Source organism: Trichococcus alkaliphilus (assembly GCF_003008695.1).
GTDB classification, from domain to species: Bacteria; Bacillota; Bacilli; order Lactobacillales; family Aerococcaceae; genus Trichococcus; species Trichococcus alkaliphilus.
This window is the reverse complement of record NZ_PXZT01000002.1, coordinates 123,580-148,109: the sequence shown is the minus strand read 5'-3', so window position 1 is coordinate 148,109 and position 24,530 is coordinate 123,580. Positions and strand designations below refer to the sequence as shown.

34 protein-coding genes and 1 pseudogene are annotated in these 24,530 nt (G+C 42.2%); 32 read left to right on the top strand and 3 right to left on the bottom strand.

The genetic code is table 11. The features are described from left to right. Positions 1-6 precede the first annotated feature (6 nt). The 20 genes from C7R73_RS02305 to C7R73_RS02210 all read left to right on the top strand — a co-directional run bounded on the left by C7R73_RS02305 (position 7) and on the right by C7R73_RS02210 (position 11,638). Positions 7-192: a type Z 30S ribosomal protein S14 gene (locus tag C7R73_RS02305; protein ID WP_087033208.1), complete on the top strand. Its 186-nt coding sequence runs from the start codon at positions 7-9 to the stop codon at positions 190-192. Between the two features lie 34 nt (positions 193-226). Continuing rightward, positions 227-625 (top strand): 30S ribosomal protein S8, encoded by a 399-nt coding sequence (gene rpsH, locus C7R73_RS02300; protein WP_086626913.1) that lies wholly within the window; start codon positions 227-229, stop codon positions 623-625. Positions 626-665: 40 nt separating this feature from the next. Then, entirely contained in the window at positions 666-1,202 is a 537-nt protein-coding gene (rplF, locus tag C7R73_RS02295; RefSeq protein ID WP_086987323.1) for a 50S ribosomal protein L6, read from the top strand. A 64-nt stretch (positions 1,203-1,266) separates the two neighbouring features. Further along, positions 1,267-1,623, top strand: coding sequence for a 50S ribosomal protein L18 (gene rplR, locus C7R73_RS02290; protein ID WP_086626915.1), 357 nt, complete (start codon positions 1,267-1,269; stop codon positions 1,621-1,623). A 20-nt stretch (positions 1,624-1,643) separates the two neighbouring features. Further along, positions 1,644-2,144, top strand: a complete 501-nt coding sequence (rpsE, locus tag C7R73_RS02285) for a 30S ribosomal protein S5 (protein WP_106448937.1) — start codon at positions 1,644-1,646, stop codon at positions 2,142-2,144. Between the two features lie 13 nt (positions 2,145-2,157). After that, positions 2,158-2,340, top strand: a complete 183-nt coding sequence (rpmD, locus tag C7R73_RS02280; RefSeq protein WP_086626917.1) for a 50S ribosomal protein L30 — start codon at positions 2,158-2,160, stop codon at positions 2,338-2,340. A 33-nt stretch (positions 2,341-2,373) separates the two neighbouring features. Next, positions 2,374-2,814, top strand: coding sequence for a 50S ribosomal protein L15 (gene rplO / locus C7R73_RS02275; protein WP_086626918.1), 441 nt, complete (start codon positions 2,374-2,376; stop codon positions 2,812-2,814). Further along, complete coding sequence (gene secY, locus C7R73_RS02270; RefSeq protein WP_086626919.1) at positions 2,814-4,106, top strand: preprotein translocase subunit SecY; 1,293 nt, start codon at positions 2,814-2,816, stop codon at positions 4,104-4,106. The genes rplO and secY overlap by 1 nt, the downstream gene beginning before the upstream one ends. 67 nt (positions 4,107-4,173) lie before the next feature. After that, complete coding sequence (locus tag C7R73_RS02265; RefSeq protein ID WP_106449089.1) at positions 4,174-4,818, top strand: adenylate kinase; 645 nt, start codon at positions 4,174-4,176, stop codon at positions 4,816-4,818. A gap of 135 nt (positions 4,819-4,953) precedes the next feature. Beyond that, on the top strand, positions 4,954-5,172 hold the full coding sequence (gene infA / locus C7R73_RS02260) for a translation initiation factor IF-1 (RefSeq protein ID WP_068558953.1): 219 nt from the start codon (positions 4,954-4,956) through the stop codon (positions 5,170-5,172). A gap of 33 nt (positions 5,173-5,205) precedes the next feature. After that, complete coding sequence (gene rpmJ, locus C7R73_RS02255; RefSeq protein WP_062470716.1) at positions 5,206-5,319, top strand: 50S ribosomal protein L36; 114 nt, start codon at positions 5,206-5,208, stop codon at positions 5,317-5,319. A gap of 20 nt (positions 5,320-5,339) precedes the next feature. Continuing rightward, entirely contained in the window at positions 5,340-5,705 is a 366-nt protein-coding gene (gene rpsM / locus C7R73_RS02250; protein WP_106448936.1) for a 30S ribosomal protein S13, read from the top strand. A 27-nt stretch (positions 5,706-5,732) separates the two neighbouring features. Continuing rightward, complete coding sequence (gene rpsK / locus C7R73_RS02245) at positions 5,733-6,119, top strand: 30S ribosomal protein S11 (protein ID WP_106448935.1); 387 nt, start codon at positions 5,733-5,735, stop codon at positions 6,117-6,119. Positions 6,120-6,200: 81 nt separating this feature from the next. Further along, complete coding sequence (locus tag C7R73_RS02240) at positions 6,201-7,145, top strand: DNA-directed RNA polymerase subunit alpha (protein ID WP_068558946.1); 945 nt, start codon at positions 6,201-6,203, stop codon at positions 7,143-7,145. A gap of 26 nt (positions 7,146-7,171) precedes the next feature. Next, positions 7,172-7,552: a 50S ribosomal protein L17 gene (rplQ, locus tag C7R73_RS02235; protein ID WP_086626921.1), complete on the top strand. Its 381-nt coding sequence runs from the start codon at positions 7,172-7,174 to the stop codon at positions 7,550-7,552. A gap of 394 nt (positions 7,553-7,946) precedes the next feature. Next, positions 7,947-8,786 (top strand): energy-coupling factor ABC transporter ATP-binding protein, encoded by an 840-nt coding sequence (locus C7R73_RS02230; RefSeq protein WP_106448934.1) that lies wholly within the window; start codon positions 7,947-7,949, stop codon positions 8,784-8,786. Beyond that, entirely contained in the window at positions 8,762-9,673 is a 912-nt protein-coding gene (locus C7R73_RS02225; protein ID WP_106448933.1) for an energy-coupling factor ABC transporter ATP-binding protein, read from the top strand. The genes C7R73_RS02230 and C7R73_RS02225 overlap by 25 nt, the downstream gene beginning before the upstream one ends. Continuing rightward, positions 9,663-10,460 carry an energy-coupling factor transporter transmembrane component T family protein gene (locus C7R73_RS02220; RefSeq protein ID WP_106448932.1) on the top strand — a complete coding sequence of 266 codons (798 nt, stop codon included), beginning with the start codon at positions 9,663-9,665 and terminating at the stop codon, positions 10,458-10,460. The genes C7R73_RS02225 and C7R73_RS02220 overlap by 11 nt, the downstream gene beginning before the upstream one ends. A gap of 126 nt (positions 10,461-10,586) precedes the next feature. Further along, entirely contained in the window at positions 10,587-11,360 is a 774-nt protein-coding gene (truA, locus tag C7R73_RS02215) for a tRNA pseudouridine(38-40) synthase TruA (protein WP_106448931.1), read from the top strand. 11 nt (positions 11,361-11,371) lie between these two features. Continuing rightward, positions 11,372-11,638 (top strand): chorismate mutase, encoded by a 267-nt coding sequence (locus tag C7R73_RS02210; protein WP_106448930.1) that lies wholly within the window; start codon positions 11,372-11,374, stop codon positions 11,636-11,638. A 338-nt stretch (positions 11,639-11,976) separates the two neighbouring features. Here the strand turns inward: C7R73_RS02210 and C7R73_RS02205 are convergent, their stop codons facing one another. Next, positions 11,977-13,092: a PLP-dependent transferase gene (locus tag C7R73_RS02205; protein ID WP_205076449.1), complete on the bottom strand. Its 1,116-nt coding sequence runs from the start codon at positions 13,090-13,092 to the stop codon at positions 11,977-11,979. A 242-nt stretch (positions 13,093-13,334) separates the two neighbouring features. Here C7R73_RS02205 and C7R73_RS02200 point away from each other — a divergent pair, with 242 nt between their 5' ends. The 9 genes from C7R73_RS02200 (at position 13,335) to C7R73_RS02160 (ending at position 18,816) form a co-directional block, all read left to right on the top strand. Beyond that, positions 13,335-13,688, top strand: coding sequence for a hypothetical protein (locus C7R73_RS02200; protein ID WP_106448928.1), 354 nt, complete (start codon positions 13,335-13,337; stop codon positions 13,686-13,688). A gap of 198 nt (positions 13,689-13,886) precedes the next feature. Continuing rightward, positions 13,887-14,330: a 50S ribosomal protein L13 gene (gene rplM / locus C7R73_RS02195; protein WP_086627527.1), complete on the top strand. Its 444-nt coding sequence runs from the start codon at positions 13,887-13,889 to the stop codon at positions 14,328-14,330. Positions 14,331-14,343: 13 nt separating this feature from the next. Further along, positions 14,344-14,736 carry a 30S ribosomal protein S9 gene (rpsI, locus tag C7R73_RS02190; RefSeq protein WP_086626929.1) on the top strand — a complete coding sequence of 131 codons (393 nt, stop codon included), beginning with the start codon at positions 14,344-14,346 and terminating at the stop codon, positions 14,734-14,736. A 570-nt stretch (positions 14,737-15,306) separates the two neighbouring features. Then, positions 15,307-15,663, top strand: a complete 357-nt coding sequence (locus C7R73_RS02185; RefSeq protein WP_239992554.1) for a Lin0368 family putative glycerol transporter subunit — start codon at positions 15,307-15,309, stop codon at positions 15,661-15,663. Further along, entirely contained in the window at positions 15,656-15,994 is a 339-nt protein-coding gene (locus tag C7R73_RS02180) for a Lin0368 family putative glycerol transporter subunit (protein WP_106448926.1), read from the top strand. The genes C7R73_RS02185 and C7R73_RS02180 overlap by 8 nt, the downstream gene beginning before the upstream one ends. Before the next feature lie 260 nt (positions 15,995-16,254). Then, complete coding sequence (locus C7R73_RS02175) at positions 16,255-16,668, top strand: MarR family winged helix-turn-helix transcriptional regulator (protein WP_106448925.1); 414 nt, start codon at positions 16,255-16,257, stop codon at positions 16,666-16,668. Positions 16,669-16,687: 19 nt separating this feature from the next. Then, positions 16,688-17,326 (top strand): nitroreductase family protein, encoded by a 639-nt coding sequence (locus C7R73_RS02170; protein WP_106448924.1) that lies wholly within the window; start codon positions 16,688-16,690, stop codon positions 17,324-17,326. Positions 17,327-17,334: 8 nt separating this feature from the next. Continuing rightward, positions 17,335-17,622, top strand: a complete 288-nt coding sequence (locus C7R73_RS02165; protein ID WP_106448923.1) for a putative quinol monooxygenase — start codon at positions 17,335-17,337, stop codon at positions 17,620-17,622. A gap of 300 nt (positions 17,623-17,922) precedes the next feature. Continuing rightward, complete coding sequence (locus C7R73_RS02160; RefSeq protein WP_106448922.1) at positions 17,923-18,816, top strand: SDR family oxidoreductase; 894 nt, start codon at positions 17,923-17,925, stop codon at positions 18,814-18,816. 34 nt (positions 18,817-18,850) lie between these two features. On the opposite strand, the gene C7R73_RS13705 is transcribed toward C7R73_RS02160, so the two are convergent. After that, complete coding sequence (locus tag C7R73_RS13705; protein WP_161525847.1) at positions 18,851-19,012, bottom strand: hypothetical protein; 162 nt, start codon at positions 19,010-19,012, stop codon at positions 18,851-18,853. Between the two features lie 236 nt (positions 19,013-19,248). Here C7R73_RS13705 and C7R73_RS02155 point away from each other — a divergent pair, with 236 nt between their 5' ends. After that, positions 19,249-19,824 (top strand): oxidoreductase, encoded by a 576-nt coding sequence (locus C7R73_RS02155; RefSeq protein WP_153060332.1) that lies wholly within the window; start codon positions 19,249-19,251, stop codon positions 19,822-19,824. 320 nt (positions 19,825-20,144) lie between these two features. Here C7R73_RS02155 and C7R73_RS02150 read toward each other — a convergent pair whose 3' ends face one another. Beyond that, positions 20,145-22,685, bottom strand: coding sequence for an AAA family ATPase (locus C7R73_RS02150; RefSeq protein WP_106448921.1), 2,541 nt, complete (start codon positions 22,683-22,685; stop codon positions 20,145-20,147). A 127-nt stretch (positions 22,686-22,812) separates the two neighbouring features. Here C7R73_RS02150 and C7R73_RS02145 point away from each other — a divergent pair. Both C7R73_RS02145 and C7R73_RS02140 read left to right on the top strand, forming a co-directional pair. Further along, positions 22,813-23,312, top strand: a pseudogene (locus C7R73_RS02145) (SDR family oxidoreductase); the annotation flags it as partial. A 189-nt stretch (positions 23,313-23,501) separates the two neighbouring features. Beyond that, a complete protein-coding gene (locus C7R73_RS02140; RefSeq protein WP_106448920.1) occupies positions 23,502-24,500 on the top strand; it encodes a LacI family DNA-binding transcriptional regulator in 999 nt (332 codons plus the stop codon). The last annotated feature ends 30 nt before the right edge of the window (positions 24,501-24,530 follow it).

The following is a 24,530-nucleotide window of genomic DNA, read 5'->3' as shown; positions in this document are numbered from 1 at the left end:
TGATAATTGGCTAAAAAATCCATGATTGCTAAAAACAAGCGTCCCGCTAAACATTCTACACAAGCTTACACTCGTTGTGAACGTTGCGGACGTCCACATTCAGTTTATCGCAAATTCAAACTTTGCCGTATTTGCTTCCGTGAACTTGCCTATAAAGGACAAATTCCCGGCGTGAAAAAGGCTAGCTGGTAATTTAACCATACTCGCAAAAGGAGGTATAATGTAAATGGTCATGACAGATCCAATCGCAGATTTCTTAACTCGTATTCGTAATGCCAACATGGTACGTCACGAATCTTTAGAAGTGCCTGCATCAAAGACAAAATTAGAGATCGCTAACATTCTTAAGGCTGAAGGTTTCATCAAAAACTTTGATTACACTTCAGACGACAAACAAGGTGTTATCCGTGTATTCTTAAAATACGGTCCAAACAACGAACGCGTCATCACTGGTTTGAAACGTATTTCAAAACCAGGTTTGCGTGTATACGCTAAAACTGGCGACATCCCTAAAGTATTGAATGGTTTAGGAATCGCAATCGTGTCAACTTCTGAAGGTGTTATCACCGACAAAGAAGCAAGAGCGAAAAACATCGGCGGCGAAGTATTAGCTTACATTTGGTAATTTTTAAAAAAATAAGAGAAAATAAAGGAGGTGCAGCCCTGTGAGTCGTATTGGAAATAAAGCAATCGAAATCCCAGCTGGCGTAACCGTTACTCAACAAGGTAACACTGTTACAGTTAAAGGCCCTAAAGGCGAATTAACTAGCACATTTAATGAAATGATCGGCATCAAGATCGATGGAAACACTGTTACTTTCACTCGTCCTAACGAAGAGAAATTCACTAAATCCATTCATGGTACTACACGCGCGTTGGTAAACAACATGGTTGTAGGTGTATCTGAAGGATTTATGAAAGAATTGGACTTAGTAGGGGTTGGGTACCGTGCTCAATTGCAAGGCAAAAAACTTGTATTGAACGTCGGCTATTCTCATCCAGTTGAATTCACACCTGAAGACGGTATTGAAGTGGAAGTACCAACTAACACTAAAATCATCGTTAAAGGTTACGATAAAGCTAAAGTTGGCGCTTTGGCAGCCAACATCCGCGGCGTACGCCCACCAGAGCCTTACAAAGGTAAAGGTATCAAATACGTTAACGAAATCATCCGTCGTAAAGAAGGTAAGACAGGTAAATAATAGTCCGCTATTATTACTTGCTTCCTGAACGACGCAACAAAATAAATATAACGAGGTGACAATTGTGATTACTAAACCAGATAAAAACAAAGTGCGCCAAGCTAGACACGCACGCGTAAGAAGAAAAATCTCTGGTACTGCAGAGTGCCCACGCTTGAACGTTTTCCGTTCCAACAAAAACATCTACGCTCAATTAATTGATGACGTAGCGGGTGTGACGCTAGCAAGTGCCTCTACAAAAGAAACAGAAATCGCAACCGGTACTAAAACTGAAGCTGCTGCTGCAGTTGGAAAACTGATTGCTGAACGTTCTGTTGCTAAAGGTATCAAAAAAGTAGTCTTTGACCGTGGTGGCTATCTGTACCATGGCCGTGTACAGGCTTTAGCTGAAGCTGCTCGCGAAAATGGACTAGATTTCTAAGAAAAGGAGGATAACCACACATGGTTTATGTTGACCCAAATCATATTGAATTAGAAGACCGCGTTGTTGCGATCAATCGTGTAACAAAAGTTGTTAAAGGTGGACGTCGTCTGCGTTTTGCTGCTTTAGTTGTTGTAGGAGACAGAAACGGACATGTAGGATTCGGTACTGGTAAAGCAGCTGAGGTTCCTGAAGCTATTCGTAAAGCTATCGAATCTGCTAAAAAGAGCCTTATCGAAGTTCCAATGTCTGAATCAACAATCCCTCACAAAGTTATCGGATCTTTCTGTGGCGGTAACGTAATGTTGAAACCTGCTAAATCCGGTTCCGGAGTTTCTGCAGGCGGACCAGTCCGTGCCGTTGTCGAATTAGCTGGTATCGCTGATATCACAAGCAAATCCCTTGGTTCTAACACACCTATCAACATGGTACGTGCTACAATCGATGGCTTGAAACAGTTGAAAAATGCTGAAGACGTTGCGAAATTACGCGGCAAAACAGTTGAAGAATTACTAGGATAAGGAGGACTACATAATGGCAGAAGTAAAAATCACTTTAAAACGCAGCTTGATTGGACGTCCTCAAAACCAAAAAGATACTTGCAAAGCTTTGGGATTGTCCAAAATCGGCAAATCTGTTGTTAAACCAGCTAACCCAGCTATCTTGGGCATGGTCAACACAGTAAGCCACTTAGTTACATCAGAAGAAGTTAAATAATAAACATCAGATTAAAGGAGGTGCCAAGTTACTATGAAACTTCATGAATTAAAACCTGCTGTAGGTTCACGTAAAGAACGTAACCGTGTCGGTCGCGGATCTTCATCCGGTAATGGTAAAACATCCGGTCGTGGACATAAAGGCCAAAAAGCCCGTTCAGGCGGCGGTGTGAGACTTGGATTCGAGGGTGGACAAACTCCATTGTTCCGTCGTCTTCCAAAACGTGGATTCACGAACATCAACCGTAAGGAATATGCTGTCATCAACTTAGAAATCTTAAACCGTTTCGAAGATGGTACAGAAGTTACTCCAGCTTTATTAGTTGAAACTGGTATTGTCAAAGATGAAAAATCAGGCATCAAAGTTTTAGGCAACGGAAGCGTTGAGAAAAAACTGACAGTTAAAGCTAATAAATTCTCCGAAGCAGCACAAAAAGCTATCGAAGCTGCAGGTGGGACTGTTGAGGTGATCTAATGTTTGCTCTTCTGAAAAATGCATTTCAGGCGAAGGACATTAGAAATAGAATCTTTTTTACTCTAGGTATGTTGATTGTGTTCCGTCTCGGAACACACATTACTGTACCGGGTGTTGATGCGGGTGCCATCACAAACTTGGCATCGACGGGCTTGTTCAGTCTGTTGAACACATTCGGAGGTGGAGCACTGAGTCAGTATTCCATTTTCGCTATGGGTGTTTCGCCATACATCACTTCTTCTATTGTCGTTCAATTGTTACAAATGGACATTGTTCCGAAATTTGTGGAATGGTCCAAACAGGGTGAAGTAGGTAGAAGAAAGTTAAATCAAGTTACAAGATATTTGACAGTCATTTTAGCATTTGTGCAATCTGTCGGTGTTTCGATCGGTTTCAACCAACTCTCTAATTTGGGTTTGGTCAACGATCCAGGTATGACAACCTACATGATCATCGCGTTAGTGATGACAGCAGGTTCGATGCTAGTTGTTTTTCTCGGAGAATCGATTTCAATGCACGGTATCGGAAACGGAACGTCATTGATCATCTTCTCGGGTATCATCGCAAGAATCCCTACAGATCTTTACACTTATTACAATGATCGTTTTGTAGATGCAGGATCCGATTTAATGAACAACATTTTGTTCTCGGTTGCGCTATTGACAGCAATATTATTGGTGGTCATACTCGTTGTGTACGTTCAACAAGCTGAACGTAAAATCCCCATTCAATATTCCAAGCGTGCTTCCGGATCTAATCAATCCGCGCATTTGCCTTTAAAAATCAATTCAGCTGGAGTCATTCCAGTAATCTTTGCCAGTTCTTTCATGATGACCCCGCAGACGATCCTTGGATTTTTCGCGGCAAGTCAAAGTGAAGCTAGCTGGTATCAAATTTTGTCAACCATCTTTAATTACCGTGAACCCATCGGCGCAACAATCTATACGGTGTTGATCGTTGTCTTCACTTACTTCTATGCCTTCATTCAGATCAATCCTGAAAAGATGGCAGAGAACTTGCAAAAGCAAGGCGGCTATATTCCAAGTGTACGTCCGGGTAAAGGGACAGAAGATTACATTTCCGGCATGATTATGCGATTAAGTACGGTCGGCGCGCTATTTCTTGGACTGATTGCGTTATTGCCAATCATTGCCTCAGGTTTGTGGGATTTGCCGGACTCGCTCGCCCTTGGCGGTACAAGTCTTCTGATTGTAGTAGGTACTGCATTGGAAACGGCAAGACAAATTGAAGGTCGAATGGTTAAACGTAATTACCAAGGATTTATTCAATAGTAAGTTTGTGGTGGGGGAAGTGATTTCCTCGTCACATATTCTTACATCTTTAGGAGGCAGTAAAATGATGAACCTAATTATTATGGGTCTTCCCGGTGCTGGAAAAGGAACACAGGCTGAAAAGATCATCGCGAAATACAATATTCCGCATATCTCTACAGGAGACATGTTCCGAGCTGCCATGAAAAATGAGACAGCGTTGGGCCTGGAAGCAAAATCATATATGGATAAAGGCGAACTTGTTCCAGATGAAGTTACAAACGGAATCGTTAAAGAGAGATTAGCAGAATCTGATACTGAAAAAGGCTTTTTATTGGATGGTTTTCCAAGAACCCTCGTACAAGCAAAAGCACTTGAAGCTATCATGAATGAACTCGACAAAAAAATCGATGCTGTTATTAACATTGATGTGAACCCTGAAGTTTTGATGCAACGTCTAACGGGTAGAATAATTTGCCGCTCTTGCGGAGCGACTTACCACAAAGAAAACAATCCTCCTAAAACAGAAGGAACATGCGATCGCTGTGGCGGACACGAATTCTATCAACGTGAAGATGACAAGCCTGAAACCGTAGAAAATCGCATTCAGATTAATCTAGAACAGTCTAAACCAATCATTGCATTTTACAGCGAAAAAGGATTGGTACATAATGTGGATGGCGAAATCGGCATCGACAACTTGTTTTCCGAAATCCAAAAGATTATAGAATAGTTGCAACTGTCATTTGAAATTAATCGAAAATTTCTTTTCAATCGATACTTGCTATGGTATAATCTAGCAGTTAGAGTAAAAATTGCCAAGACATAAGATTAATCAGCTCAACAGAATGTTAGGAGGTTAGCAGGCGTGGCGAAAGACGATGTAATTGAGATCGAAGGAGTTGTCGTTGAAACTTTGCCCAATGCAATGTTTAAAGTCGAACTTGAAAATGGTCACATAGTATTAGCTCACGTATCTGGTAAAATTAGAATGCATTACATCCGCATTTTGCCAGGCGATAAAGTTACGGTAGAATTATCACCGTACGATCTTACTCGTGGACGCATTACTTACCGCTTTAAATAATTGCACTCCATCACTAAATAGGAGGGAATTTAAATGAAAGTTAGAGCATCAGTAAAACCCATTTGCGAAAAATGCAAAGTCATTCGCCGCAATGGTCGTGTTATGGTGATTTGCGAAAATCCCAAACACAAACAACGCCAAGGATAATAACAAGGAGGTGCCTATAAATGGCTCGTATCGCAGGAGTAGATGTTCCGCGTGACAAACGTGTGGTTATTTCATTAACTTATATTTTTGGTATCGGATTGAACACAGCTCAAAAGCTTTTAGCTGCAGCTGAAGTTTCAGAAGATACACGTGTTCGTGATTTGACGAATGATGAATTAGACCGTATCCGTATTGAAGTGGATAAATTAAAGGTTGAAGGTGACCTTCGTCGTGAAGTTAACCTAAATATTAAACGATTGATTGAAATTGGATCTTACAGAGGAATGCGTCACCGTCGTGGTTTGCCTGTTCGCGGACAAAACACTAAGAACAACGCACGCACTCGTAAAGGCCCAGCTAAAGCAGTCACTGGCAAGAAAAAATAATAATTAAGTGAAGGAGGTCAAAACTTCATGGCTAAAAAAGTAGCTCGCAAACGCCGCGTAAAAAAGAATGTTGAAGCTGGTATCGCACATATCCGTTCAACTTTTAATAATACTATTGTTATGATTACAGATGTTCATGGAAATGCTATTTCATGGTCATCAGCAGGTTCATTAGGATTCAGAGGTTCTCGTAAATCTACTCCTTATGCTGCACAAATGGCTGCAGAAGCAGCAGCTAAAGTTTCTATGGAAAATGGCATGAAAACAGTTGAAGTAGCTGTTAAAGGTCCTGGTTCTGGACGTGAAGCTGCCATTCGTTCATTACAAGCAGCAGGTTTGGAAGTTACCGCAATCCGCGACGTAACGCCCGTTCCTCATAATGGATGCCGTCCACCAAAACGTCGTCGTGTTTAATTGAGAATTGTACTGATATGTAACGAAACGCAATGGACTCACTAACATGAACTTCACGTTTTGAAAGGGGTAAATTGATAAATGATCGAAATTGAAAAACCAAGAATTGAAACGATTGAGATCAGCGAAGATGCCAAATTTGGTAAATTCGTTGTAGAACCACTAGAACGCGGTTATGGAACAACACTTGGGAACTCATTACGTCGAATTCTATTATCTTCACTTCCTGGTACAGCTGTAACAACTATCCAAATCGATGGTGTTCTACACGAATTTTCAACGATTGATGGTGTTGTCGAGGATGTTACCCAAATCATTCTGAACATCAAAAAATTAGCTTTGAAATTGTATACGGACGAAGACAAAACAATCGAGATTGACGTAAAAGGTCCAGCAGTAGTAACTGCAGCGGATATTACCCATGACAGCGATGTGGAAATCTTAAACCCTGATTTATATATATGTACAGTTTCAGAGGGAGCACATTTTCATGTTCGCTTGGATGTAAAAAATGGCCGTGGTTATGTTCGTTCCGAATATAACAAAACGGAAGATATGCCGATCGGTGTTTTGCCAGTCGACTCCATTTATACTCCAATCAGCAAAGTAAATTATCAAGTTGAAAACACTCGTATCGGACAAAAAAATATTTATGATAAATTAACGTTGGATGTCTGGACAGATGGTTCCATCAGCCCGGAAGAAGCAGTCAGCTTGGCTGCCAAAATTTTAACGGAACATTTGAATATTTTTGTTAATCTGACCGATGAAGCTCGTAAGGCTGAGATAATGGTTGAAAAAGAAGAAACTCATAAAGAGAAAATGCTGGAAATGACTATTGAAGAATTGGATTTATCCGTACGTTCTTATAACTGTTTGAAACGCGCAGGCATCAACACAGTCCAAGAATTGACAGACAAGTCTGAAGCAGAGATGATCAAAGTACGTAATCTGGGACGCAAATCACTTGAAGAAGTGAAAAACAAGCTGAATGATCTTAATCTAGGCTTGCGTCAAGACGACTAGTACTGTACAAAGGAGGAAAACCTAGGATGGCTTACCGTAAATTAGGACGCACAAGCGCCCAAAGAAAAGCAATGCTTCGTGATTTGACTACTGACTTACTCATCAACGAACGAATCGTTACAACTGAAGCTCGTGCTAAAGAAATTCGTTCAACTACTGAAAAGATGATTACTTTAGGCAAACGTGGAGATTTATCTGCTCGTCGTTTAGCTGCAGCATACGTTCGTAACGAAGTTGCAGATGTACGTGAAGAAGATGACAAAATCGTTGTTCAATCAGCTTTACAAAAATTGTTCTCTGATATCGCACCTCGCTATGCAGAACGTCAAGGCGGATACACACGTATCTTGAAGACAGAACCTCGTCGTGGCGATGCTGCACCAATGGTTATCATTGAATTAGTATAATTCAATCGCATAAAGATGAAACGTTCACTTTTAGATGAAATAGAGTGTTATGATGATGGGATTGCTTCTGGCTTCCCTAGTCTAGCTCAAGGTTCTTCCGAAGATTGCATGATCTTCGGAAGGGCATTTTTTCATCAAAAAAAGTGCTTTTTTTATCAAAAGAAACTAGAAAATGCCAATATATTTTCTAGTTTCTTTTGATATATAAATAAAAGCGTTTTATTTCCGTGCTGTGTCAAGACAGTGGATGAAAAATAGGGAGGAGTAGTTTATACTTACTAAGTAGACATTCCTTTTCCGTATTTTTCATCTTTTTTTATACTTAATTGTCAGTGGAACGGATGGACGGATACGGATTTAAAGATTCAACAATAGAGAAAGTAGGACAGCCATCATGAATGAAATTATCGAGTTGCGCAATGTGACTTTTTCCTATTCAGAGGAAGATGCAAGACCGGCATTGAACAACGTTTCGTTAACAATCCAGCAGGGTGAATGGATTGCCATCATCGGGCCTAACGGTTCAGGCAAGTCAACCTTGGCCAAAACGATCAACGGTTTGATAGAAGCGAACTCCGGAGAAGTGATCATTGAAGGGATACCTTTGAATGCAGAGACGGTTTGGGACGTCCGCAAAAAAATCGGGATGGTTTTCCAGAATCCGGACAATCAGTTCGTCGGTTCGACCGTACAGGACGATGTTGCGTTCGGTTTGGAGAATGTCGGTGTTCCCCGCGAGGAAATGGTGAAGCGCGTTGCTGATGCTGTAGCGGCTGTGAACATGGCCGACTTCATGGACAAGGAGCCGGCACGTCTTTCGGGTGGACAGAAGCAACGGGTGGCAATCGCTGGGATCGTAGCTTTGTCTCCGGACATTATCATCCTTGATGAGGCGACGACTATGTTGGACCCAGAAGGCCGTCATGAAGTCATCGAGACCATCCAAGAAATCAAGGAAAAAGAAAATTTGACGGTGATCTCGATCACTCATGACATCGACGAGGCTGCGAAAGCGAACCGCATCTTTGTGATGGAAGCCGGGCAGTTGAAACGGATCGGCACCCCGGAAGAGATATTCAGCTTGGGCAAGGAAATCATCGATATCGGTTTGGATATCCCATTCCCTGAGAAGCTTAAGTACCAATTGAAGAGACAGGGACTGGAAGTTCCTGAAGAATATTTGACTGAGGAAGGGATGGTGAGTTGGTTATGGACATTACTTTCGAAAAAGTAGGCTATTCCTACTCTGCCGGAACGCCTTTCGAAAACCGGGCCCTCTATGATGTGAACCTGAATATCCCGGATGGCAGTTATACGGCGTTGATCGGGCATACAGGCAGCGGCAAATCGACGGTCACGCAGCATCTCAATGCTTTATTGAAGCCAACGGAAGGCAGCGTAACGATCGGTGACCGCATCATTACGAACAAATCGAACAACAAAAATCTGAAGGACCTGCGCAAAAAAGTGGGGATCGTTTTCCAGTTTCCGGAGTCGCAGCTGTTCGAGGAGACGATCGCGAAGGATATCGCGTTTGGTCCGATGAACTTCGGCGTCAGCGAAGCGGACGCAATGGCGATCGTGAGGCGCGTGTTGCCTTTGGTCGGCTTGGATGAGTCCTTCATGGAACGATCCCCATTCGACCTCTCAGGGGGTCAAATGAGACGTGTAGCGATTGCTGGGGTATTGGCGATGGAACCGGAAGTGCTGGTCCTGGATGAACCGACGGCCGGATTGGATCCTGCGGGCAGACGGGAAATTATGAATATGTTCTATCAACTCCATATCGATAACGGGCTTACCATCGTATTGGTCACGCATCAGATGAATGATGTCGCAACGTTTGCGGATCATGTGGTCATCCTTGAGAAGGGGACGGTTGTCCGGATGGGGCCGCCTGCAGAAATTTTCCAGGATGCCGCTTGGCTCCGGGAGAAACAATTGGGCTTGCCGTCCGCACTTGCTTTCCTCGATACGTTGAGCCAAAAGACAGGCATCGATTTCGGAAGCGAAAGACCGCTGCGTACGGAACAACTGGCGGCTGTGCTGATCGCCAAAATAAATGAGAACAAAAGCACAAAAAATGTCGCTAAGAAAGAGGGTGGCATAGATGTTGGATAAATTACTTTTCGGGCGCTACATCCAAGGCAACTCGCTGGTCCATAGAATGGATCCGCGCGCGAAGTTGATCGGTGCTTTCTATTTCATCATCGTCATCTTCCTGGCCAACAACTGGCAGACTTATTTGATCATGACATTGTTCACTTTCCTGTGCGTCATCCTTTCCGACATCAAACTGTCGGTCTTCTTGAACGGTGTGAAGCCGCTGATTTGGTTGATCATGTTCACGGTATTGCTTCAGATCCTCTTCACACGGGGCGGGGAAACATATTTTGAACTCGGACCGATCAGCATCACTTCCTTCGGGGTGATCAACGGGGCTTTCATTTTTATGCGCTTCGTCCTGATCATCTTCATTTCGACGTTGCTGACGCTCACGACGATGCCGTTGTCGTTGACCGATGCGATCGAAAAACTGCTGGGGCCTCTGAAACGCTTTAAGGTTCCTGTCCACGAAATCGCGCTGATGCTTTCCATTGCGTTGCGTTTCGTGCCGACATTGATGGATGAAGCTTCGAAGATCATGAATGCGCAACGGGCTCGCGGTGTCGAATTCGGCGAAGGCAATATCGTGAAGCAGATGAAGGCAGTCACACCGATCTTGGTGCCGCTTTTCGTCAGCTCGTTCAATCGTGCCGATGAATTGGCGAACGCTATGGAAGCACGTGGATATCAGGGCGGGGAAGGCCGGACGAAATACCGCATCCTCGATTGGCAGAGGCTGGATACGCTGAGCATGCTGGCGTTTGTCGCACTGACCGGGTTGTTGCTGTTCTTCCGATCTTGAGCGCATACAGGCGCAATTTGCAGCTATAGAACGAGTCTGGGGACCGGGTAGTATTTCCGGTCCCTTTTAAAATAGAAAAAACCATAACCATACATCAGAAAGATAAGAAAGGGGCATACGCCACCCATGAGTGTACAACGATTCAAATGCATCGTGCAATATGACGGAACGGGTTATGTGGGCTATCAGGTCCAACCTAACGGCAACAGTGTCCAGACGGAAATCGAAAAGGCGTTGAAAAAAATGTCGAATGGGCAGATCATTCCGATCCATGCATCCGGCCGAACCGATTCAGGTGTCCATGCGCTCGGACAAGTCATCCATTTTGATTACCCAGCTGCGATCAAGCCTGATCATCTGCTGCGGGCGTTGAACAGCTTGCTGCCCGATGACATTTTGATCACCTCCGTGGAGTTCGCTCCAGAAGAATTCCATTCGCGTTACCATGCGATGGGGAAAAAATACATTTACCGGGTCGATCTCGATCGCTTCCCGAATCCCTTCAAGCGACTGTATACAACGCATCATCCTTACCGCTTCAATATGGCGAATCTGGAGCAGGCCATCAAAAAACTGGAAGGCGAGCACGACTTCACCAGTTTTTGTTCGACAAAAACGGATAAGACCGATTTGGTCCGGACCGTCTACGAAGCGAGCGTGAGGAAGGACGAGGAAAACAATGAGCTGGTCTTCACCTTCAGAGGCAATGGCTTCCTCTACAATATGATCCGCATTTTCGTGGGGACGCTGCTGCAGATCGCTGACGGCCTGAAAAAGGTCGAGGAAATCGACCGCCTTTTGGAAGTGAAGGACAGACGTCAAGCCGGGCCGACAGCCCCGTCGCAGGGATTGTATCTCGTGGAAGTTTATTACGATGAAGAAAGATTAAGGAATGGATAGGAGGAAGCGGGATGTTTAAAAAGGAAAGAGCGGAAATCGATGCCATCGACCAGGAATTGGTGAAGCTGTTCGAACGCCGGATGGATGCAGTCACGGAAATCGCGCGGATCAAGAAAGAAAATGAACTGCCGATTCTGGACCAATCCAGGGAAGACAAGGTGCTTGATAAAGTGCGCGGGCTGACCGAGAACAAAGCCTACGAAGGCAGCGTGGAAGACCTCTTCCGTTCCCTGATGACGATCACGAAAGCATTCGAAACCAAACAGAACGAAGAATAGAGCAAAAAGCATGCTGAAAAAGCGGCTGTGGAAAAGACGAAATCTTTTCCACAGCCGCTTTTTTGCGTGCTTGAGCGGTGGCTAGCGGCTCCAACTCCGGTGTAGCCATCACTCCTCGAAGGACAGCTTCTGCAATCTCCGCCAGCTCCTATGAAGCAACCCCCACAGGAGCTGCCGCTCCCGCGAAATGTCTGAACTCCGGCGAGGCCTCCGTTCACCGGAGAAAAAAACATTGGGCACCTGAGGAAACCACCGGACAGCGCCAAAAACAAAAACCCCCGCAAGCGCTAAACGCCCGTCGGAGGTTTTCAACATATTTTCTTTTGCGATCTGCCTTATCAGACTTTGGCAACAACCGCAGCCTTCGCAAAGGCCTGACGCAGATCGGCGATCAGATCATCCGGATCTTCGATTCCTGTCGAGATGCGCAGCAGATCGTCCGTCAAACCGTATGATTCGCGGACTTCAACCGGAATATCGGCATGGGTCTGGGTAGTCGGATAAGTGATCAGGCTTTCGACACCGCCCAGGCTTTCGGCGAAAGTGAAGATGTTCAAGGCATCCAACACGACAGGGATGTATGCTTTATCATGGAGAGTGAAGCTGAGCATCCCGCCTTTGCCCGGATAATAGACCGATTTGACCAGAGTTTCCGATTCCAGATAAGCAACGACAGCCTGTGCATTCGCCTGATGCTGCTTCATGCGCAACGGCAATGTCTTCAGTCCGCGGACCAAGAGCCAACAGTCAAAGGCGTCCAAAGTGCCGCCTGCCGTGTTCAGTTGGAAAGCCAACTGTTCGCCGAGCGCCTTGTCGTTCGTCACGACCGCACCAGCCAACAGATCGTTATGACCGCCGAGGTACTTGGTGGCACTGTGGACGACGATATCCGCGCCCAGATCCAAAGGACGCTGCAAAAGAGGGGTGTAGAAGGTATTGTCCACAATCACCAGTAAACCGTGTTTTTTTGCGATCTCAGCCACAGCTGAAATATCCGTTTCCTTCATCAACGGGTTCGTCGGCGTTTCAATGTAGACAGCGGCCGTATTGTCCTGAATGGCGGACGCGATATCGATCGGATCATCGACATAAGTGAAGGAGTAGAAGCCTTTTTTCTCCATATCCTGGAAATAACGGAAGCTGCCGCCGTAAAGGTCCCTCGACGCGACGAAATGGCTGTTGGCCGGAAAAATGCTGAAGGCGAGCTGGATGGCGCTCATGCCGGAGCTGGTGGCGAAGCCTTGGACGCCGTTTTCAAGAACAGCCAAGCCTTCCTGAAGGATATCCCTAGTCGGATTGGCAGTGCGGGTGTAATCATAGCCGGTCGATTGGCCCAAACCAGGATGTCCATAAGCTGTGGACAAATAAATCGGTGCACTGACGGCGCCGGTTTTCGGATCTTTTCTGTTGCCCAATTGCGCAAGATAACTTTGAATGCTGATATTGTCCATCATCGATTCTCCTTTATGCGAAATGACATACATAAGTGCATTATCATTTATTTATCATTTAAAATTAATGTTAGTGCAATGGTAGCATGAGGGCTTAAAGTGGTCAATATTTTTATGTATTTAAAGTCAGTGAAGTTGCGAGAAATAACCGATCACGCTTGAACGGTTATTTCTCTGGAATGATGTTAAAATTACGAAACTCGCGTATAATGGAAGTATAAGAATGAATGAAGGAGAGTGGAATAATGGTAACGTTCATCAAAGAGCTCAAACGCATCCCACGCGGCGATGTGCCGGATTTTGTGGCTGCCGCTATGCCCCAGTTTTATGAAGCAATCGGTCTGCCGAATGATGTGGTCCTTTCCGTGCAAGCCAGCATGGCGCATTACTCGGTTCCGAAAAAGAATGTCGCAGTAGAAGAATATGAAGCATTTGAATTGACGCTCACGAAAAAAGGCGCGTTCGTCTCGGTGGAGGATATTGTGAAGGATAACAGTATCATCGAAGCGTTCAAGCCGCACAAGACCTCCAGCAAAGGGTCCTATCCATTTGTGCCAGCAGAGGTCATCGAGCAATTATATTTATATTTGAAAAAATAATCTGAGAAGCCTTCACTATCGCAGTCCATGCGGTATGTGGAGACTTTTTTACGAAGTAAATGATAAATTATTTCTTTTGAATCGTTTGACAATTCCTTTGGGATGTCGTATCATATAAGACGGTATTGTTTGCCCCACGATGAGCCCCGGAAACTCAATTGGATCAAACAGACAGAGAAGAATATGGAGGAAACAAACGTGCGTACAACATACATGGCTAAAGCAAACGAGATCGACCGCAAATGGTTCGTAATCGACGCGACTGACATCCCATTGGGACGTTTATCAACACAAGTTGCAACTATTTTACGCGGTAAAAACAAACCAACTTTCACACCACACGTAGACACTGGTGATTATGTGATTGTTATCAATGCAGACAAAGTTACATTAACAGGTAAAAAAGCATCTGACAAAATTTATTCCCGTCATTCAGGTTATCCAGGTGGGCTAAAACAAATTTCAGCTGGTGAATTACGTGCTAAGAATTCAAGAAAATTAGTTGAATTGTCTGTTAAAGGCATGCTACCTAAGAACTCTTTAGGTGCTAAACAATTCACTAAGTTACACGTATACGGTGAAGCAGTTCACCCACACGAAGCTCAACTACCAGAAGTTTTAGACATCACTAACCTAATTTAAGGAGGGAATTTCATTGGCACAAGCACAATATATCGCAACTGGTCGTCGTAAGAATTCGACTGCACGCGTACGTTTATTACCTGGAACAGGTAAAATCATCTTCAACAAAAAAGACATGGAAGAATACATCCCATTCGCTTACTTATATGAAGTAATCAAACAACCTTTAAACCTTACAGGTACTTTAGGTAGCTACGATATCTTCGTTAACGTAAACGGCGGCGGATTCACTGGACAAGCTGGAGCAGCTCGTCACGGTATCTCTCGTGCATTATTAGAAGTAGATCCTGACTTCCGCGGACCATTGAAAGCAGCTGGTCTGTTAACACGTGACCCACGTATGGTTGAACGTAAGAAACCAGGTTTGAAAAAAGCTCGTAAAGCATCACAATTCTCAAAACGTTAATATTTATTGTATCAACGTTTTTAAAAAAGTTTTTTGCTTCAATTTGGTTCAAAAGACCAATTTGACAAATCAATTAACAGCCTTAAAGCATCGGCATTTTGCTGATGCTTTTTTTATGGCATCAATTCAATAGAATGAAAATATGGAGTGTTCCATCAACAAAGGCGGTGTAAACAGTGAGTCCAAAAGAAAAAATGTTAGAAATAATCAAGAATAAACAAGGCGGCGGAAGGTCTAAACAAATCGACACGCCGAAAAATGATATTAAGAACATGCGCAAAGGTCCAAAGATTTATAATAAGTAAGTTAATCTATGATATTTTGGAGATCCCAATCGAAAGAGCGGGGTCTTTTTTTTATGGAAATGAGGGGCAGTCTCAAATTCAATAGGGGAGAATGGATAGTTAGTCAAGCCTTAACTTAATAGCAGAATATCTCCGTTCTTAGAACACTGTTTACAATAATTATTAACTTTCGTGAACAAATTGTAAACGGTGTTATTAAATGAACAATTTGACTGATTAACAAGAGGACTCATGTTATTATTTGTGGTATCAGGGGGTGTTGTCTTTGAACTATATCAGAACATTTTTGGCGTATTGTTTAGCTGGTTTTTTGGTCCCTTACCTTTGGAGTTATGTTTCCATTTTGGGAATTTATGCTGGTTTTGCAGCGGCAATATTAATAATTGGACCCGTTTGGTATATTGTTCACTACAAGGGTCTAATCTATCAAGACAGTGAGGCAGCGACAGTCGATATGGGAGCTGGCATCGCGATTGCTGTTTTTACGAGAGATGTTTTATCTAAAGGGGTTAATAATAGCTTTTCATCATTACCGACAATTATTCTTTTATCAATCGGTGCAGTGTTTGCAGCAGTAGTTTCACACTACTTTGAAAGAAGGAAGGGGGCTCCCGATGTATAGAGAAATATTAACAATTATAGGCGGATTTATATTACCTTTCGCTATCATACAAGTATGGGGAAGGTTGGTAAACCGCTGGAAAGTAGTTGGAGGTTTTTTGTCGGCTTTTCTAATTGTTGGTCCAATTTGGTTACTGAACCATGGAATGACTTTTTCTCTTATACACCAAACTGGAGGAGCTTTTGTTGATATGGGATTAGCAACTGGCGTAGGTATATTTGTGTATGGATTGTTAGGAGGAAAAAGTTTTCAAAAATCACTATACTTATTATCGGCTGCACTTCGTGGTGGGCTAATTGCAGGTATTTTACTCTATTTAGTCAGTAAGTAACTATCCTTACATAACTCTTGTGACTTCCAAAAGATAATTCATGGGCGGTGCACTTGCTGCTCGCATGTTACAAATTGGGTGATCCTATTCGGAAGAGTGGGATTTTTTTTTATAGGATCATAAGAAGGCAGCATGTCTGATTGCTTTCCAGGCAAATTGCTTTACAAAAGTTAGCTGCTGCTTTATGATTGATTAATCAACAGTTGACCAGTCAATCGTTCGGTCAGCCAGGAAAATCCGCATAATCGAGGTGAACATTTATGAACTTGAGAGAGATCAGCAGGTTGCTATATCAGATCAAACTCACAAATCAGGAAATCAATACGCTGTTCGAAAAAGAAACGGGCTTCAGTTTGACGCGATATGAGATGCTGATGTTCCTGAAAGAAAAGGGGACGTGCTCCCAAAATCAGATCCAGACAGAACTGAAGATAGACAGTGCGGCAATCACGCGCCATCTGAAAATATTGGAACAAAAGGGCTATGTCATCCGAAATCGGAATGCAGAGAACAACAGAGAGGTCTTTGTTCAATTATCAGAGCAGGCAATCCAAGATTTGGCAGCCTGCGGAAAAGAACATGATCAGGGTAAATCTTCCTTATCGCTGTCATTAAGCGCTGAGGAGGCAGAACAATTATCCGATTTGCTGAACAAACTATACTTGAAAAGATAAAAAGAAAGAGGCTATTACCATGACAAAAAAACTCATCAACAACGATTTTTCGGATATCGCATTCGGAAGAAAATCCATCCGTCTTTATGATGAAAATTTTAAAATCAGTCAAAAAGAAATGCTGGAAATGATCCAGGAAGCCACAACGACACCGTCATCCGTAAATATGCAACCTTGGCGTTTTGTGGTAGTCGAGAGCGAGGAAGCAAAAGTCAAATTGAAACCGCTGATCCGTTTCAACACAAGACAAAATGATACTTCGTCAGCGATGGTTTTGATATTCGGGGATATGCAATGCTATGAGCATGGGGAAGAAATCTATAACGCAGCCGTCGAACAAGGGAAAATGTCCGCAGAAGTTCGGGACCAACAATTGGCTGCGATCATTCCTTACTACAAAAACTTTTCAAAAGAGCAGATGAATGATGTTGTCAAAATCGATTCCAGCTTGGCAGCGATGCAATTCATGCTTGTGGCCCGTGCTCATGGCTATGACACAAATCCCATCGGCGGCTTTGAAGCTGATCAATTGGCGGAGGCAGTTGATTTGGATAAAGAAAGATATGTCCCGGTCATGATCTTATCTATCGGGAAGGCAATGGAAGAAGGCTACGAATCCGTTCGGTTTGCGCCAGAGAAAATCACTAATTTTAAGTAGGTGGAGAAATGATAGTAATCAATGCAGAATTTTATATTATAACCGAGCAAAAACAACAATTTTTAATTGAAATTTCAGAACTAATTAAGGAATCTAAGAAAGAAGAAGGCTGCTTATCTTATCAACTTTACCAAGCTATTACAGATGAAAATAGTTTTGTAATGGTTGAAAAATGGGAAAGCGCAGAAGCGATTGAGTTACATAATAAAATGTCTCACTTGCAAAAATTCGCTGAGAAAGTTCCTAATTATAGTCGTAACGCTCCTAAAATTACGGTTAGTCTTGTAAAAGAGTAATTAAAATCTTCTCAATAACCAAATTGCAAAAGATGCTTGATAAAATTGCATTTCTTTAAAATAAGTATACTCAGCTTTAGCCCAAAAGACCTCATTTCCTGAAAGAGTGAGGTCTTTTTGATATAGATATCTATCTCTTTAAGAACTCATACAAGGCGGATGAAGAGAAAATTGCGAGGTAAAAATTTTTCTATTCTATTCAAGTCTAAACGAATCTGTTCAGATTTTCTAAGGCTTATCATTTCCAAATTGTAAGTAAGTGTATTAGACTATTCTTACAAAGACAAAGGAGTGAATTAGATGGCTGAACCTATTTTGAAGGATCCAAGAGAGTTGTATCACACTGGAAAATTTACAGATCAGGATCAAGACACCCCTGTTTTGCAAGATAAGATGCTACCGAAACCCGATTGCGGGGAGGAAAGCTACGTAGGCAACCACTTGTTGGAGAATCGCCGTATATTGATCACTGGTGGCGATTCCGGAATCGGACGAGCTGCAGCGATCGCTTATGCCAGAGAAGGCGCCGATGTGGCGATCCAATTTTTCCCTGGGGAAGAACGCGATGCTGACGAAGTTGCCGAATACATAAAGAAGGCCGGCAGGAAAGCTGTCTTGCTTCCATATGACCTTCGCGATGAGAGTAAATACCAAGAAATAATCGATAAAACCGTCGAAGCATTGGGCGGTCTGGACACACTTGTATTGAATGCCGCACAGCAGATTGCGCGGGAGTCCATTTCGGAATTGCCGTTGGAACAGGTCAAAGATACGTTCACAGTCAACATCATCTCGATGTTCGGACTGGTGAAAGCTGCAGAACCGCATCTGCCGGCGGGAGGCGCCATAATCACGACAACATCCATTCAGGCATACGATCCAAGTGCCCATTTGATGGATTATGCCGCCACCAAATCCGCAATTGCCAGCTTCACGATCAGCTTGGCGAAGCAATTTGCCAAGAAAGGCATCCGCGTGAACGGGGTGGCACCAGGACCAATCTGGACGCCGTTGCAGTTGGATCATGGGCAATCGGAAGGCGCTTTGCCGGAATTCGGGCAGAAAACCTTGTTGGGAAGGGCGGGACAGCCGGTCGAACTGGCGCATGTCTACGTCTTCCTGGCATCCAACAACGCCAGCTATGTGACCGCCCAAATCTATGGCGTGACCGGCGGCGATGTGATCGATCTGTGATTTATGAATCTTCGATCATAAATTGTTGAAGATACTATTCAGAAAAAATAATTTCAAAACAAGAAGAAGGAAGGACGAGAGCATCCAAGTGCTTTTGTCCTTTTTTTTCGTCTTTACTTTTGCGCTCAACGGCGGTATCCAGCGGTATGCTGTAGCCCATCAGCATACCGCTGTTTGTGGCTCTGCCGATTGTCATTGTCTTGGCTGCATTCGTCCTCTACCTGATTTGGAACAGAAGGATCATAAAAAATAAGTCCAATTTAAAAAAAACTGGCGTATTACATGCTCTATCCATATCAAAAGGGATAGAGTTTTTATTTTGTGGAAATGAAAACCATGGACCAGGCCCATGGTTTCGGATAGCCTCCATCAGTGTAAAAAAATCCTCACTAAGTATCAGAATATATTCGGTTTGCCAGCCAATAAATATCCATGACTTATGAGGATTCAGCTTCAGAACGTACCGCATTTGCTAGCGTCGACATGATCGAGCTGTACGGCGCACACGGCTATCTGATCAATCAATTTTTGTCCCCGTTGACCAACGAACGGACGGATGTATACGCTGGTTCGCTGGAAAACCGTTACCTGTTTGCAAAAGAAATCATCGAGCAAATACGCGGCGCCTTCAATAGTTCCTTTTGGATCAGGTTATCCCTGACGGCATATGATGATTCAGAAAAACAAAACAGCTTGGTTGATTGGAAAACAATCGGGAAATGGCTTGAAAAAGGCGGCATCGATTGCATCGACGTTTCCACAGGCGGGCTTATTGATAAGAAACCGAACATCCCCGTCCGTCCAGGCTATCAAGTCCCTTACACCACTGCGATGAAAGAAGTTGTTTCGATTCCGGTTTCCACGGTAGGGCTACTGGACAATCCTGGCTTGTGCGAACACATCCTTCAAACCAACCAGGCAGACCTGATTCTGCAAGGCAGAGCGCTTATCCGCAACGTAAACTGGTTGGCCGATGCTGCTGAGGAGCTTCGCGACACTAATTTTTAAAGTATATAATCATTCTTACCAAAGAGGGCAGAGAAGAAGATAGAAATATTGTTGTTGGGAGGGGAATTATAGCTGTTAAATACTAGGAAAATATGCAAAACCAGGTCTAAAGAAAACTCGCAGATCTTCATAATATTCAAAAAATTGACATTCTGAATATTCCAATTTGGACACTTCTCAATTCGATTGGGAAGTGTTGTTATGGATAAAAATATATATGAAAGTATTAGTACATAAACTATTGCGAATCTTTTGTTTCAAAATTGTTTCTCCAAATAAAAAAGCAATCTAGATATTACAAGACTGCTTAGTACAAGTATTTATTTTGGTCTGTTATTTTTTATAAAAGTTTCACACTCAATGAGATATTTTTTTAAGTCATCGAGGGAAGGGATATCTTCTCCTAATCCTGATGCTCGATCGTGAACCCAGTTAGAACAGTTCCCCATGCCTTTCTCAATTTCATCGTAAAGTGCTGTAGTGAAAGTAGCGGATTTTAACCTTTGTGTTTGTATTGCAGGACTAAATCTTTGAACAGAATTATTGAATAATATTTCTTCAATCGTTCTTTCCCATGTTTCTCTTAAATCTCCACACCAACGTTTAGCTAATTCGTGATATTCGTGATATGTTTCTATTGATTCTGGGGTGATAGTTTTATAATCTTTTTCTATTTGTTGAAGCTTATTTTTCAAATGTGCTATTCTTTGCTTTACAGGCATTCCAATCCACGGTATTGAGTTATCAATAATTCCAGTTGTTTTTTGGATCTTTCTGATAGTCGTAGAAATACAATCCACTTTTTGATCAGAACATCTATTTTGTATTGATAGTGAAAAAGTCAAATCGTGAGTTAGAATGACAACTTGCTTTTTCTTAGCTTCCTCAACTAAACGGTTTGATATTACCTCTCTCCTCTTATAATCTAAAGAAGAAACAGGGTCATCAAAAATGACACATATATTTTCATTGTGAAGACTAGTTTCAGCTAGAAAATTTGCTAAAGCAATAGACCTTTGTTCTCCTTCACTCAGAATTTCTACGGTTTTTTTCCCTTTTACAGTAAGTTTGTTAAGAGTAGTGCCCTTACTTCCTCGTTGAGATATTTCTGCAGAAAAATTTGCTTTAAGTTTTATACATTCTTCATTGAATTTTGACACATATTCAGTTGTAACATATTTTGAAAATAATTGATTTTGATATAAAGTTATTTGTCGAGTAGATATTTTCTTTTTGTTGGCGAGGCCAACCCACAAACTGTTTAGAATAAATATTTTGATTTTAGGTATTAACTTTTCAACCTTTAATTTATCTAAGTATTCATCTTCAAAACTTTGGATTTCATTAATTTCCCTTTTTACCTTTTCGGAATCCAATGAAGATATCTTTTCATTTAATAAAGTTATTGCAGAGTTAAAAATTTCTATATCTAAGGAAAGTTCTTCTATTTCAGGGGCCCAAATGTATGTTTGAAGAGATTGAACAATTTTTTCTTTCAATAATTTAAACTTCTGCTCACTATCTATTAAAGTTTCAAACAGTGTAATTTGATTTTCTTGAAGCCAATCATAGATTTTTGTTCCATTAGTAAGGATTTCATAATCAAGAGTAGAAAAATTGTCCTGTGTTTTTTTTATATTTCTATTAAGGTCGTTCGATTTCTTTTCAGCACTACTTTGTAAATATTTCCAATACTTATCAATTACTTCAATTCCATCTAAATCCTGTTTACAGAACATGCAATAGTTAATCTCTTTACCAATACTCAGATAATACTTTTGGGCAGCTACTATAAATTCTTTCCATTCAGCTGATCCTAAGTTTTCAATTTTTTCATTTTCGAATTGTTCTAGGCCTTCTTTGAAAGATAAAATTCTATAAGCTTCCCTTTCAGATAATAATTCTTTCATTTTTGATAATCGTTCCGAATCGAACTGCTCATTCAAGATTTTTATTTTTACTTTCATGTCTTCTATGTTGGAGATTAATTTGTTATATTCAGATAGTTTACCTTCTAAATTAAGAGCTTGTAATTGCACCTTTCGTTTTGCTTTTTCGTTATAAAAATCAGTGTCTTCCTCTGTTATTTTAACTTGTAGCATAAATTCATTTATATCGGTATTCCCATCTAATTTAGATAATAAATTCTTTATAGATGTGTTTTTATCAAAATAATTAGGGAAATCATTATCTAAGGTTCTTCCATCGATTTCTTTTTCTAATTTCTTCTTTATTTCGTTGGTAAACTGTAATAACTGATCAAAAAATTGAAATTCAATGGGAGCAAAATTTAACTCTGACTCTTTGGTTAAATCATTTAATGCACTCGTAGAATCAAAAACAGAAATTTTTTTACAGTAGGAATGGTCTCGATCTTCCGGGAATAAAAGTTCTTCTGAAGTACCATCTCCACCTTGAAAAAATATCTTTGCAGAAGGGGTGTCTTGTTGAGTATCTTTGAAAATATTGGGTAATATATTTTTATCGCCTCGAGAAATAAATATATTATTTAAAATTCGAGTATAACCAGATTTTCCACTGCCATTTTCACCATAGACTAAAGTAAGTTGATTACCAATTTCTAAAGTTTCGTTTGATTTCAAAGCATTGACACCAGAAACATTGCCCAAGCCTTTCCATTTGATTGCGGTATCCGTAGTTGTTTTTTTTGCCTTTACTGGGAAAATAATTTTTTCTTCAATTAATGATTGATTCAATAGTTCATTCTCTTGTTTAAAAATGGAGTAAATCTCATTCAAAAATTCCTCTTGAATTTGACTTTCTTGTAAAATTTTTTCAGATATAAGCTGTTGCCAATATGGCAGTTTTTGTACCCAAACAAGAATATCATCAATAATCATTCGCTTAACTCCTTTATACTTTATTGTTTAATATTAACATGTTTTTAGTTAATTAACTAAGAGTATTATTGTAGAGGGCTATTTTAATAAAAAATATACAATTAAGGAACAAACATTTGATAGTCTTTCATTAGTCCTGAACGTCGCACAAAAAATTGTGCGGAAGCCTATCTCGTAATTGCCGTTGGAACAAAGCAAAGATACTCTCGTGGGCAACATCATTTCGATGTTCGGACTGGTGAAAGCTGCTTAACCGCATTTGCTGGTGGTGGACGCCATCATCCCCCGACAACCTCGGTTTAGGCATACAATCCGAGTGCCCATTTGATGGATTATGCCGCCACCAAATCTGCAAACGCCAGCTTCACGATCAGTTTGGTGAAACAGTTCGCCAAGAAAGGCATCCGCGTGAGCGGCGTGGCGTCGGGTCCAATCTGGACGCCGTTGCAACTGGATCACGGGCAACCGGAAGGCGCGTTGCCGGAATTCGGACAAAAAACGTTGTTGGGAAGAGCGGGGCAGCCGGTCGAACTGGCGCATGTCTATGTCTTCCTGGCATCCAATAACGCTAGCTATGTGACCGCCCAAATCTATGGCGTGACCGGCGGCGATGTGATCGATCTTTAAGAATAATTGCAGAAAGAGGAACGGAGGCATCTGATGATTGCTTTCGTTCCTCTTTTTTGGAGCCTGCAGCATAAAAATAAAAATAAAAATAAAAAAAACAATTTAAAAAATCGCTGTTGACATTCGGAATCGGTTCCATTATACTTTGTTTATGAAATCGATACCACAAATATGAGAGGAGTGATTCGCATGGCGACAATCAAGGACGTTGCGAAAAAGGCAGGGCTGTCCGTTTCGACAGTATCCCGGTATCTGAACGACCATCCTTATATTTCGGATGATAAGAAGAAACGCATCAAAGACGCGATGGATGAATTGAACTATTCGCCCAGCATGGTGGCGACGCAATTGCGTTCCAAAAAAGGCACCATGATCGGGATCCTGGTTTCGCGCATAACGAATCCATTTTTCTCCTATCTGGTGGATTCAATCGAAAAGAACAGCAAGCTGTTGGGCTACAACGTGTTGGTCATGCAGACCTATGACGATCCGGCGGCCGAACTGAAGATGCTGGAGCTGCTGAAGCAACAGGTGATCACAGGATTGATCATGTGCTCAGTAGAAGGAAATCCCGATGTGATCGAAACGTACCAAGAGTACGGACCCATCGTTTTCTGCAACGAAAGGATCCCGGGTTCGACGATTCCGCAAGTCTATACGAATCAGGAACAGGCGACTTTTGAAGCCACAAACTACCTGATCGGGAAAGGCTACAAAAAAATCGCCTATTGTACGGGCGGCAGCCTGACTAAGGGCGGCCACGGGAATGCCAGGACGGCGGGATTCGAGAAGGCGTTATTGGAGAGCAAGCTTCCGATGAAGAAAGATTGGATCTTCAAGGAGGTCCATACGATTGCGGATGGTCATCAGATTGCAGAGAACATTTTGAGCTTGCCGGAAAGCAACCGGCCGGATGCGATTTTCACAGGCAGTGACGAAGTAGCCAGCGGCATTCTGCAGAAGTTCCTGGAGGCAGGGAAGAAAGTTCCCGAAGATTTGGCGATCATGGGCTTCGACAATCAACCGTTCACGGCGATGCTTGCGGTCAAGTTGACGACGATCGCGCAACCGGTCGATGCATTGGGAAGAGAAGCCACGAAGGTGTTGGTAGCGCAGATCGAAGAGACTGCTTATCAGATAGATACGAAAGAACTGAAATTAGAATTGATCAAACGGGAATCCGCTTAGGCGGGTTCTCAAAAAACAGAAATGTGGTAT